Origin of the sequence: Nostoc sp., from assembly GCF_036919575.1 — a bacterium.
GTDB lineage: Bacteria > Cyanobacteriota > Cyanobacteriia > Cyanobacteriales > Nostocaceae > Nostoc.
Genome location: NZ_JBALBY010000071.1, coordinates 1 through 12,626, shown reverse-complemented (window position 1 = coordinate 12,626; position 12,626 = coordinate 1). Strand labels below are relative to the sequence as shown.

The window sequence follows — 12,626 nt, the reverse complement described above, 5'->3', positions numbered from 1 at the left end:
ATCGGTATGTTATCAAGAATTACCTTCATGTCAGTATCTCGGAAAAACTGACCCCAATAGCGATGGCTTCGCCCGCCGCAGGCATCGCACAGAAATTACTTGCCAAGATTGATTTGAAGTTGAATTATGTTGGTCGGTTGGGTAAGCGTGAAAATCGGGAGTGCGTCTATCGGTTTGTCCCGCCTGATGATCAGCGTGATTCGATTTTTGGGCAGTGGCTCAATCGGGATGAATTATTTCAAAGTGAGTCTGTGTCAGTCACGAATAATATAGAATTACAAACACCAGGTATTGACACGGAATCTCTTGACATTCCCCAAACATTTACCCAGGAAGATCCTGAAGTCCTTGGATGGAAGGGGTTACACCTGAAGCTGCGCCAAGGACTCGGCAGTGTTGGACAGTTCTACCAACAGATGGTTTCCCAGCTTGGTGAGGCTATTGGCGTTGCTGATGGTGAGCCTTACTGGAATGGGTATTTGGGGCAGTGGCAGGTTTGGGTTAACTTTGCTGACGGGTGTACGTCTGTGGTGTGCGGTTGGTTGGTGGTGGTTGGCTAATCTGGTTGGGTGTCTGTTGTGGGTGACTGGTAAATTTGGCGCAATTCTTCAATTGTGCTGGCTGCTTCCAGTCCTGTAAGAACTGCTCTCAATTGCTCCACACCCTCAATTGTTGAAATTTCTGGTAATAGGCTTGACCCATCCGTACCAAATTTCAGTTTTAAACCCAATTTAATCCCTTCTAACAATCCCTGACGAATACCACTGCGCTCAAAAGAAGTAACATACTGCATACGTTGCTCTGACTCCAATTGCTCTACTTCAAAAAGAAACTCTCGTTCTAAATCTAATGGTAGCGTTAGCATCCAGTCTATAAAAGCCAATAAATTTAGAATATCCTGACGCTCAAATCCTTGGTTATACAGTCGTCGCACTAAAGCCAGCTTGGATTGCTTGCGCTGTAACCTATCATTACGGGTTTCTAATGCCGCTAAGTGTGCCATTACTACTGTAGCAAACGGGTTACGACTAGCTTCTAATTCAGACTGTCTTTGTTGATAGTCTATCAGTTTGATCACTGGAAATTGAAAATTCACACTACAACCGAACAACTCATAACCAAACTGATTCGGTCGCCAGTTGGCACGTTCATCACCTAACACTGCCAAAGATACCACTGGACGTTTATATCTATCATAGATTCGATAGTTGTAGGTGTACATTCTTCTCCCAAAGTTCGACTCTTCCTGCGATTGGATTTCCACATGAATCAATACCCAGGTTTCTGAACCATCTTTGAGATAGATTTTTACGAGCTTATCTGCCAGATGCTTCCCCAGTTCGGCATCACGAACCACCTGCTCTAATTCTTTGTCCAAAAACTCAGGCTGTCGTGTCCAGTCTATTTCTCCATGTACTTGGGGGAAGAAGAACAGCATGAATTCTTCAAAATACAGTTGGAGTATCTGTTTCCACGGGCTATCAAATTCTGTCTGCGGATTTTCATTTATTAAGTAGCGCGAATTGAAGCCTAAGCTAAATCCCCGTCACAAAACGTAATTGCGTTAGCGAGGAACGAGCGTCATTGGGAATTGTTTTAATTATGCTCTCGAATTGTAGGCTTCATTCAGTTTGCTTGCTGACTCTTCTAATAAACGTTGTTCATCAGCATTTCTTGGTAACACCAGTTGGCGCTCAATACCTATTGAGCTAATGATACATGGAAGCCCAAGAACAATTTCACTGCCAACTCCATAGTTGGAATCTGCTCTGGCCGATACTGGAAATATCTGCTTTTCATCTCGCAGAATGCTATCAACTAACTGACAAACTACCGTTGATATGCCATAGCTAGTATTTCCTTTACGTTCCAAAATGCTATTACCTCGCTTACGGGTTAACTCTGTGTATTCTTGCTGAATTTGTTTCAGCATCACTCCTTCTGGTATGGGAAATTCCGTTAACGCAATTCCCCCAATAAATGCACTAGACCAAACGATAATTTCACTATCTCCATGCTCTCCAATCACATAAACATGAACGTCTTGATGCCAGGGAGGGTTTAGGGCTGCCTTATCGGAGCAACTGACTTGCGCGGTTGTAGCATCTGTTCTCCTGGCTCGTGAGATTTATTGTCGGCTTCTTGTCAAGAACCCTAGTGCTTTTTTTCTAAAACATTGGTGGCTAAAGGTCTGAAACAGTGAGTGAGTTCCCAGTCGGGTAGCAATGGGAGCAGCGCTAGTACATCTTTGCTTTGAAGTATTGTGACTGCTAGCTTAGGGTTTGATGTTCTGGTTGAGATGGAAAATGTTTTCAGGATCATACCGTTTCTTGATCTGCACCAAACGCTCGTAGTTAGCTCCATAAGCCGCTACGACGCGATCGCCCTCCTCCTCAGTCATGAAGTTTACATAAGTACCAGCAGAGGCATAAGGGGCAGAAGCTCGGAAAAACTCACGTGCCCACGCAATGCACATCACATCGTGTGCTGCCTCATCCCAGCGTCCATGCACATTCAACACAAACTTCGCATCCCGATGACGATACGCCGTAGCATCGGCCGAGACGCAGTTAGATGCCCCTGCGATGCATCCAATGAAGATTTCGCACGCTTGAGAGGGTAGCTTGCCTGCAAATTCCACAAGCACGTCTAATACTCCATCTCGTAACTCTGTGAAATTATGAGATTTCCAGTAGTTCCTCGCACCCTTTATCAGCAAAGGGTCAAATGCTTGCTGCCATTCTATATAAGGTTGAGTACCGATGTGTTCCCCATAAGCATCGCCAAAACTACGCAGAGGTTCGATCAGTTTCTCACCCTCTGCAATATCGCCTACATAAAAGACAGGTAGTATGATCACCTCTTTGCCATGCACGCTCTCAGGCAGAAAAGGCAGTGGCGGAGCCTTGCGAAGAACCACCCACACATTCAGTTCCTTGGGGGCTGATTCAACAAAGTTCCGATACTGTGTCAGCACCTGTTTGGCTTGGCTAAACGGAAAAACAATTAACCCAGCCAATATTTCAGGCCCCACAGGATGGAGCTGAAATTCAAACTCAGTGACGACACCAAAGTTACCGCCGCCACCTCGAATCGCCCAGAAAAGGTCAGGGTTTTCGTTTTCGCTTGTTCGTATTTTATTCCCGTCTGCTGTGATTACTTCCGCAGAGATCAGATTGTCGATCGTCAGTCCGTACTTACGAGTCAACCAACCAAAACCGCCACCTATAGTCAGACCGGCTATACCAGTCGTTGAATTAATTCCTACTGGAGTTGCTAACCCATGCACCTGTGCCGAAGAATCAAAATCACTAAGTGTTGCACCGGGTTCGACATACGCCCGCTTCTTGGGAGCATCAATACGGACATTCTTCATAGTTGAAAGATCAATCATGATGCCGTGATCACATACAGCGTTCCCCGCGATGTTATGTCCAGCGCCCCTGATTGATATTTCTACCCCGTTCTCTCGCGCCCAGGCGATCGCAACGGCAATGTCCGAGGCTTCTGCACATTGTACGATGACAGCAGGTCGCCGATCAATCATCGCATTCCAGATTTCGCGCACTTCGTCATAACGCGGATCATCAGGAAGCACTACATAACCCTTCACATTGGTTTTCAGCGTCCCAAATTTGTCATTCAGCAGTGTTGTCATAATATTTCTCCTTAGTATCTTTGCTCCCGAGGTGATGTAGTATAAGCCAGCAATGCAATCTCTTCCCTTTGGGGTGGTATTAAAATTTAAGCTATCCAGGGTTTTCTGTGGTTTTTCTAATGATGCCGAATATCTGTAGCAATTTGATTTGCCTGTAAAGACAGGTAGTTTGACTTAATTCTGGATTTCTTGCACTGTTAGCAATGCCAGCCACGATCAGACCTCTCCCATAAAAAGACGACCGTTCGTTTTTAGCCCACTCTTCTGAATATTACGACCGTTCGTGTTATTGTCAAGCTATGAGTAATATTTCGTCATTAAAAACTGAGGAAGGCGCTAAGTCTCGTCCCTCGAAAGGACAGACTAGTCGCGCCACTATTCTGCTGACTGCGGCAAAGTTGGTAACAATAAAGGGACTGAATGGCCTGTCACTTGGGGATCTAGCTGCTGAGGTTGGGATCAGCAAGAGTGGCCTCTACGCGCACTTCAAAGACAAAGAAGAACTGGAATTGGCGACGATCGAAACGGCAGCCGTAATTTTTGATAATGAAGTGCTTCAACCTGCGATGCAAGCGCACGCGGGAACTGAGCGACTTAAAGCAGTGGCTAATTCGTTTTTTTCTCATCTTGAACGCAAAGTTTTTCCGGGTGGGTGTTTTTTTGCCGCAGTCGCAGCAGAACTCGACACACGCCCCGGTGCAGCGCACGATCGCGTCGTTGAGGTGCTAGATAAGTGGCTTTCATTATTAAAGCAGTGCATCAAGGATGCACAGCTTCACGGCGAGATAGATGCCAAGGCTGACGTTGCTCAGGCAGTTTTTGAAATTGAAGCTATGCTTTTGGCTGCGAATTTCCTCTTTGTTATGAGAAATGACCCGATTCATCTGACCCAATCACGCAGGGGTATAGACAATGTATTGGCCCGACTCGCGGTTAGTACGGCGGCGAAGAAGCGTTAATTCTTTCTCTCGACTGCCTATTTGTATCAATTTTAAAGTGAAACGGTATCACTCCTGATTTGGTCCAGAAAGATGACGACGGCTGGTATCCTCAACTGCGAATGCACTACTATTTGACGCTGGGGCGAGAGTTTCTGAGGAATCGTGATTCTAAACGGGCTAAGGCGCAGTTAGAGGCTGGGGAGAATTCGGTTTGGAAGCCGGATTTTAACAAGAGGCAGATGTTACCTGCCGTGTTGTTACTGGAAAATCTGAATCTGTTGCAGTTTCTTATACCAGACGTTCAGTTGCGGGGATCTGATGAGAAGATGCTGGAGTTTAAAGCCCTGGCTGTAACGCATCGGCACGTTATCAAGAATTACTTGAATGTTAGTATCTCGGAAAAACACACACCGATAGCATAGGCGTAGCCCGTCGTAGACATCGCTCAGAAGTTACTTGCCAAGATTGATTTGAAGTTGAATTATGTTGGTCGATTGGGTAAGCGTGAAAATCGGGAGTGCGTGTATAAGTTTGTTGCCCCTGATGACGAGCGTGATTCAATTTTTGGGCAGTGGTTAAATCGGGATGAAGCATTTCAAAATGAGTTGGTGTCAGTCACCAATAATATAAACATAACTACACCAGTCATTGACACGACACCTCTTGATATTCCCCAAACAGTTACCCAGGTGGAAAATCCTCAAGTCCTTGGCTGGAAGGGGTTAAGTCTGAAGCTGCGATAAGGACTCGACAGTGCTAGTCGGTTTTACACTGAGTTAGTCTCCCAAGTTGGCAAGGCTGAGGTTTTTTAATTCAAAATGCAAAATTCAAAATGCAAAATTAATTTTGAATTACTAATTTTGAATTTTGAATTGGAGCAAAGCGACTCGCCTTACTGGAACGCATACCTGGGGCAATGGCAAGTTTGGGTTAAGTTTGGGAGCGGGTGTAGGTCTGTGGTGTGCGATTGGTTGGTGGTAGTTAACTGAAATCACACTTTCGACCAAGTTAATTTTGAGTCTAAACCAGAATCGGTAAGGTAATCACAAATTCTGTGACAACGCCTGGGGTAGAATTCACATCCAAAGTTCCGCCATGTTTTTCTACAACAATAGACTGAGCAATCGCTAATCCTAATCCCGTTCCTTTACCAACACCTTTCGTAGTAAACAAGTGGTCAAATACTTTTTGTTTGACTGATTCACTCATACCTTGACCATTGTCAGCAATCTTCACCTCAACCTGTTTCTCTTTCAATGAGGTGGTAATTGTAATCAAATTAGGATTGGCTTTAATCTCATGAAAACTCCGACCTGTATTTGATTCATCCAAGGCATCAATAGCATTCGCTATTATATTCATAAATACTTGATTTAATTGTCCTGGAAAACATTTAATTTGGGGTAAGTTACTGTAGTCCGCCACTATTTCAATTGCCGGACGGCTGTCATTGGCTTTGAGACGATGTTTTAAAATTAGAATTGTACTATCAATGCCTTCATGAATATCAAATGGAACTTTGTAATCTCTATCGGCACGGGAGAAAGTGCGAAGACTGGTACTGATATTTTTCAGCCTGTCACACGCCATAGTCATCGAATCAATCATCTTAGGAAAATCTTCCAAGCTATATTCTAAGTCGATTTCTTCGGCATGAGTGAGAATTTCATCTCCGGGAGTAGGAAACTTTTGTTCATATAGTTTCAAGTGTTCGATAACATCAGTAAAGGTTGGTTTAGCAAGTTTTAGACTGGCAGCGATAAAACCAAGAGGATTATTCATTTCATGAGCTACCCCAGCAACTAAGTTACCCAATGCAGACATTTTTTCACTTTGCACGATTTGTAATTGAGCTTGTTGCAAATCTTGTAAAGCTTGCCCGGCTTGCTGATAAAGCCGTGCGTTTTCTAAAGCAATTGCTGCTTGGGAGGACAGTAGGTTAATCACCTGTAGACGGTTACTAGTAAATACCCCTTGATTCAGTTGATTTTCTAGGTAGATAATCCCCACTAAATGACCTTGGTTAATAATGGGTGTACATAATACACTTTGAGGTTGATGTAGGAGCATATATTCCCCAATTACACCAGGAATATTTGTTTTACAATTGTCTATAATGACGGTTTCTTGAGTATTCTTAACGTAATTGATCAGTTTTCTAGGGATATCTTGACAAGCATCTAGTAGTTGTGAATCAAGAATGGTTTTGACATCAGTCCGGGAATTTGACTGTTGGTCGATAAAGGTAATTGCCCGCACTTGCCAAGTGTCTTCTTGAGGAAGAATTAATACAGATGTTTTCGCACCAGAATTTTCTAGGATAATGCGGGTGAGACTGCTGATGAGTGCATCTAATTCTATACAACTAGAGATGGTTTGAGCAGCTTTGAGAATGCAGGTCAAATCTAGAGCATCAGAAATATTAGTACTGCTGGTGGTACAAGTAGATGTACGGGCAATGCTGGCTATGGTTTCTAAGGGATTGAAGTTGAATTCTTGCTGTTGCAAAATTGGTTTGAGTAATTTGGGATAGCGTTTTTCCAAGTCATCAGTTTTGGCTTTTGCTCCCCAATGGGCATAATGGTAATATGCTTGTTGCAAATATCCTTCTGCGGCTTTTTGTTTACCCCATTCTAGGTAAAATTTGGCAGCAAGTTCGTTAGCGATCGCTGCTTCCTGAATATAGTCATTGGCGATCGCTTCTTGGATCGCTATTTCATAATAATCTGCGGCTTGTAAGCGATCGCCAGTTACACGAGCTTGTTCAGCTAAAATTAAATTGTACTTGTGCTGATAATTGACTGGCGCATGAGCCGCCCATTCTTGCATTTTTGACTGGTTTTCGGCTACTTTCTGGAGATAAAGCTGTTGCTGTGCTTCATTTACCTGAGAACAAAGAGTTAACAAACTCAAAGATTGATAGAAATTCCGCAAAGTAACAATTAATAAGCCTGCTGCTCCCTGCTCATACTGCTCAAATTTTTGGGAAGATTCCCAAGCAGATTCGTATTCACCAAAAAGATAAGCCAGTAGCGTTTTTGCTAGATACACATAACAAATACCATTGATATTGTTAGTTTCAATTAAAGTCGGTAACATTTCAACTTCGTGAAAATGCTTACCAATTAAACAACAGGGATTAGCCGCTTCTCCTTGTAAATTTAGAACCGTCTGCCGCCAGATATTTCCCCAAACTAGAGATACCTCTTGTTTTATTTGCTGCATTAGATCGCAATATTTATCTGCTTCTAGCACAGCATTTTCTAGGTTTTCTCCACTCCAAAAGAGAAATTGACAATAGCAATTGGCACAATAGCCTACATATTCTAAATTTCCGGTTTCTAATCCACTCTGCAATCCCTCCAAAAATAGATTCAATGTGGATTTAATTGAATCTTTCCAATGTTTAATAAACAGACTAAATGTTAAATAAACCCTACTTTTAAGTTCTTTAGTTTGAAATTTATCTAAAAGTTGTACTGCCAGTTTACCAAACTGATACCCATCTTCAATTGCACCAATACTGCACAAAAATAATCCATAGAGACTATAAGCAACAGCTGCCTGGGGTGAGTTGCCATACTTGATACAAATTTTGATCATTGTAAAAATTTTGAGCGGCAATAACATCGGTTTGGCTATATAAACTGGAGCAAATAAACCCGATAATATGCGGAGCGCAACTAATTTTGGGGGATCAATTATTTCTGGCATATTTGCCAATTCTGCAATCGATTGATGAACAAACATTTGTTGTAATTGGTTATGTTCCTCAAAAATAATTTGAGTGTCACTGTCTTCAGGTAACGTCAAATCTAGTAATTGCAGTGCTTCTCTACCTGTGGCTATTGCTTCAATGAATTTATTTTGCGCCGTATAAGATTGGATTTGAATCTCATAGGTACGAACTTTTTCTAATGGAGATTTAGCGTTTTTGAGGATAATCTCTACTAATGATTTTGATGACTCAAAGTTTGTATTCAGATATTCTGCCTCAGCCGCAGATTCGTAAACAGCAAGGGCCAAATCGTAGCTGCTTTGCCAAGCATTTATCGGTAATAAAAGGAGCGCCACTTTTAAATACTCAACTGCTGTTGCATAAGCAGTCGAGTTTTTGGCTTTACAACCAGCTATGAAATTTAACCGGGATAAATGTTCTCGTTCGTCAACTTCCTTTAATAATTCCAGTCCGTAATTGAATTGGTTAACGATCGCAAAAATTCCTGACTCTTGCTGCTCTTTAGGTGTATTCTGCAACAACAATTGCCCAATTTGCAAGTGTGTTGACTGTTTTTGTGCTTCTGGAATGAGTGAATAGGCAGCTTGCTGGACGCGATCGTGTAAAAATTTATATACAACCATCTCAGACTGTTCTTGAGTAGCTGCTTGATTTTCGGAACCAACAAAAAACTTATAAACCTCACTTTGCGGCAAAATCAACCCTTCTTGCAAAGCCTTCCACAAGCAATCTGGGGTTTCTATCTCTGATTGTTTAGAAACAATCGCTAATGTTTTTAAATCGAACTGATTACCAATACAAGCGGCTAGCTTCAATTGTTGTTGAGTTGATTCTGGTAGTCTTCGTAGTTGGAAAACCATAAAATCAACAACATTGTCTGCTAGAGTTTGCTGATTTATTTGAGAAATGTCACATTGCCAACATCCCTCGGCAAAATTGAATTGAATCAGTTGATCTTGATGTAATGATTTCAGAATTTGAGTCGCAAAAAATGGATTTCCTTGAGCTTTACGGTAAATCAACTGTGAAAGAGATAATGCCACATTCTCTGCACAATTTAACGTGTCGGCTACAAGTTGATTCAATTGTAATTGGTTAAGTGGTTTCAGCGTCAGGCTATTCACCTTGACACCTGTTTTGCGAATTTCATCCAACATTACCATCAACGGATGGGCTGGGAATACTTCATTGTCTCTATACGCACCAATTAACAATAAATATCCCTGATTAGCTTCATTCATTAATAATTGGATGAGTTTCAATGAAGCCGAATCTACCCATTGCAAGTCATCTAAGAATATAACTAAAGGATGTTCTTTAGTTGTAAATATTTGGAGAAATTTCTGAAATAATAAATTAAATCGGTTTTGGGCTGCGTTACCTGATAATTCTGATGCAGGTGGTTGTCTGCCAATAATTTTTTCTAATTCGGGAATGACTTCAATAATTACTTGTCCGTCTTCACCTAATGCTTGAATAATTTGATTTTGCCATTTTTGTATTTGGACATCACTTTCTGCTAGTAATTGCTTCATGAAGTTACGGAAAGCTTGGACAAACGCAGAAAAAGGAATATTCCGATTAAATTGGTCAAATTTGCCTTTGATAAAATAACCGTGTTGACGAACAATAGGTTTATGGACTTCGTTAACAACCGCAGTTTTACCAATTCCCGAAAACCCAGCTACTAGGGTTATTTCTGTTGCTCCCAGGCTGACATTTTCAAATGCTTCTAGTAGAGTTTCAACTTCTGCTTCTCGTCCATATAGTTTATCAGGGATAATAAATCTGTCGCATACATCTCTTTGGGCAATTGGGAAACTTTCAATTTTGCCTGTTGTCTTCAGTTGAGAAAAACAAATTTCTAAATCATACTTCAATCCTAATACACTCTGATAGCGGTCTTCAGCATTTTTTGACATTAATTTGCTGACGATATCCGAAATTATCGGCGGAATTTGTAAGTTAATTAAATGTATTAATGAGGCTACCTTAGCAATATGGGAATGCACCAACTCCATTGGATCGTTTGATTGAAAAGGTAACTCACCTGTGAGTAATTCGTAGAAAGTTACACCAAGTGAATAAAAATCAGTCCGGTAGTCAATTCCCCGATTCATTCTACCTGTTTGTTCTGGAGAAATATAAGCTAATGTTCCTTCTAATACATTGGGGCTGATTAGCGTTTGCGTTTCCCTTGGTAATAGAGAGGCAATACTAAAGTCGATTAATTTAACTTGTTTGGTTTCTGGATTAATTAAAATATTGCTCGGTTTGATATCTTTATGAATGATGCGCTGACTATAAAGTATTTCTAAGGTATTACACAGTGCGATCGCTATTTGAAAAAACTCTTGCAAAAACCTAATATCTCGCGTTTGATCGTGATCAAAATAATCTTTTAGAGAAATGCCACCAAAATCTTCCATCACCAACGCATAGGCATTTTGATACACCTCCAGGCTGTAGGTTTGGACAATTAAAGATGAGTTGAGATTTTTGGCAATGGTGTACTGATTGCGAAACTGCACCAGTTCATTAAAGGAGGGATATGGATTTTTCAGCAGTTTGATTGCTACAGGTAATGAATCACTTTCTCTATACCCTCGATAAACTACAGTTCTCGAACCATTGTAGATTTCTTCAATAATCTGGTATCCAGAAATATTAACATGAGTGCTAAACATTTAGTTTCATTATCTATTAAATTGAGTAAAAAATCACTAATAAATAAAATTATTTAAGTGTGGTCACGCAATTGTAACACTTCAATTCGGGTTAGTTGGTTTAATTGGAATAGGTAAGGCTGAAATCTTGACGATTCTAAGAAAAGATAACCCCCAACTCATGATAATGACGAAACACCTGAACCAAGCGTTGACCGCAAGTTACGGGTGTGGGCTATTCACTCCGAGAACAGTGGCAGTGAAGAAAATGTCATCTTTATCCGGGAGATTAACGTTGCAATCATTGATATTGACGCTTTTTTAATTACTCCCAGTCTCGGTACAGGGGTTGATAAGCTGCCACGCATCTAGTTTTTTAGCTGCCTCTAGGCTATGGAAGGGTTTTAGACCCAAAATTATACAATTTAAATGCGCGACAGCTTATCTCCACGGTCTATCAATAATCTTCGCTCTGATCTGCGATCGCTGTTGGAGGAAATGGGGAATACCATTGTTTCTGCCGGGGATGGTGGTGATGAAGCGACTTCGCGGTGGATGAAAGCGGCTGGTATTGCCATCGATGAGGAGCATTACCGTAAAGTTGCCAATGCCAAAGATATTGATAGAAGGACTTACACCAGTAGGCAGCACCAAGACTATCTCAAGCCGGAGGAGGTGCTGGATTATCGGCACAGGCAACGGGAGGACAGGGAAAGGAAGCGGCAAGAATCACTTGAGCGAGATGCGGCTAGGATGCAGGCTCAATATGGTGTTGAGCAGAGGAGCAGAAGTCTATGGCAGGAACCGATAACGCGGAACGGGGGAGCAGAGGAGCAGAGGGGAAAAAACTTATACAAAAATTATCCTCTGCACCCCTGCTCCCCGGCACCTCTGCCTTCTTCATCGCCGTCCACACCCCCCAATAATGAAAGTGGAAGTAATAATCGGGGGGGTATGGACACAGATGAAGAACTCAGTGTTTCTTGGTGGGAAGGAGTTAAATATTATGCTCAGTTAGCGATTGAGCGTTTCCAATCCGGTGTGGAGGGGGTTAAAGAATTACTAAGTACGTTGACAAGTGATGAGCGTTGGGGGGTGATGCTGAAGTTTGAAGATATTGAAGCAGAGAAGTTTGGTCAACTGATTGCAATTGCGCCCGATTGGGTGGAGTGGATGGCTTAAATTACTCAAGCTATAGAATAGCTGACTGTGTTAATTCCTCAAACATCGCACTTTCAACCTCGCTTTATTGCGCTTCGCAAATTCCCAAATATAACCGTTTAAGTCAGCAAACCCGTGTCCGTACATAAAACTGTGGTCTTGTGGTTGATTGTAGGTTGCTCCACCGACGGCAAGTGCTTCTGAGCAACCATCGCATCAACTTTTTCTCGGCTTGATGAAGATAAACATACAAGTACTTCATACCTAGTAAGAGAAACTCAAGCTTTCGCCAAAAACTCATCTAGGCAGTCAAAAGTGGAGTTCCACCCTTCGATCACACCCATCTGTTCATGCTTACGCCGATCCCAGGGCAAACGCATCTTATTTACTAATAAAAACTAAGGAAGATTTAAAAATGACATAGATAATTGTAAAAATTGATGGGATGATAAATAAAATAA

9 protein-coding genes are annotated in these 12,626 nt (G+C 41.8%); 5 read left to right on the top strand and 4 right to left on the bottom strand.

Going from position 1 to position 12,626, the window contains the following annotated elements:
* Nucleotides 1-560 (top strand): hypothetical protein (locus V7K27_RS18780; RefSeq protein ID WP_334949601.1); only part of this gene is annotated, 560 nt, incomplete at its 5' end.
* On the opposite strand, the gene V7K27_RS18775 is transcribed toward V7K27_RS18780, so the two are convergent.
* The 3 genes from V7K27_RS18775 to V7K27_RS18765 form a co-directional block, all read right to left on the bottom strand.
* Nucleotides 557-1,438: a cytosolic protein gene (locus V7K27_RS18775; RefSeq protein ID WP_334949600.1), complete on the bottom strand. Its 882-nt coding sequence runs from the start codon at nucleotides 1,436-1,438 to the stop codon at nucleotides 557-559. The genes V7K27_RS18780 and V7K27_RS18775 overlap by 4 nt on opposite strands.
* 162 nt (nucleotides 1,439-1,600) lie before the next feature.
* A complete protein-coding gene (locus V7K27_RS18770) occupies nucleotides 1,601-2,128 on the bottom strand; it encodes a hypothetical protein (RefSeq protein WP_334949603.1) in 528 nt (175 codons plus the stop codon).
* Nucleotides 2,129-2,275: 147 nt separating this feature from the next.
* Complete coding sequence (locus V7K27_RS18765; protein ID WP_334949602.1) at nucleotides 2,276-3,547, bottom strand: FAD-binding oxidoreductase; 1,272 nt, start codon at nucleotides 3,545-3,547, stop codon at nucleotides 2,276-2,278.
* A 410-nt stretch (nucleotides 3,548-3,957) separates the two neighbouring features.
* On the opposite strand from V7K27_RS18765, the gene V7K27_RS18760 reads away from it, so the two are divergent.
* Genes V7K27_RS18760 through V7K27_RS18750 form a run of 3 tightly spaced genes read left to right on the top strand, consistent with a single transcriptional unit; the run spans nucleotide 3,958 to nucleotide 5,342 of the window.
* A complete protein-coding gene (locus tag V7K27_RS18760) occupies nucleotides 3,958-4,617 on the top strand; it encodes a TetR/AcrR family transcriptional regulator (protein WP_334949599.1) in 660 nt (219 codons plus the stop codon).
* Nucleotides 4,618-4,676: 59 nt separating this feature from the next.
* Nucleotides 4,677-5,021 (top strand): hypothetical protein, encoded by a 345-nt coding sequence (locus tag V7K27_RS18755; RefSeq protein ID WP_334949598.1) that lies wholly within the window; start codon nucleotides 4,677-4,679, stop codon nucleotides 5,019-5,021.
* Nucleotides 5,022-5,069: 48 nt separating this feature from the next.
* The gene (locus V7K27_RS18750; RefSeq protein WP_334949597.1) at nucleotides 5,070-5,342 is read left to right on the top strand and encodes a hypothetical protein; all 273 of its coding nucleotides are present in this window, start codon (nucleotides 5,070-5,072) and stop codon (nucleotides 5,340-5,342) included.
* Nucleotides 5,343-5,619: 277 nt separating this feature from the next.
* Here V7K27_RS18750 and V7K27_RS18745 read toward each other — a convergent pair whose 3' ends face one another.
* On the bottom strand, nucleotides 5,620-11,025 hold the full coding sequence (locus tag V7K27_RS18745) for an ATP-binding sensor histidine kinase (RefSeq protein ID WP_334949596.1): 5,406 nt from the start codon (nucleotides 11,023-11,025) through the stop codon (nucleotides 5,620-5,622).
* 408 nt (nucleotides 11,026-11,433) lie between these two features.
* Here V7K27_RS18745 and V7K27_RS18740 point away from each other — a divergent pair, with 408 nt between their 5' ends.
* The gene (locus tag V7K27_RS18740; protein ID WP_334949595.1) at nucleotides 11,434-12,186 is read left to right on the top strand and encodes a hypothetical protein; all 753 of its coding nucleotides are present in this window, start codon (nucleotides 11,434-11,436) and stop codon (nucleotides 12,184-12,186) included.
* Nucleotides 12,187-12,626: the final 440 nt, after the last annotated feature.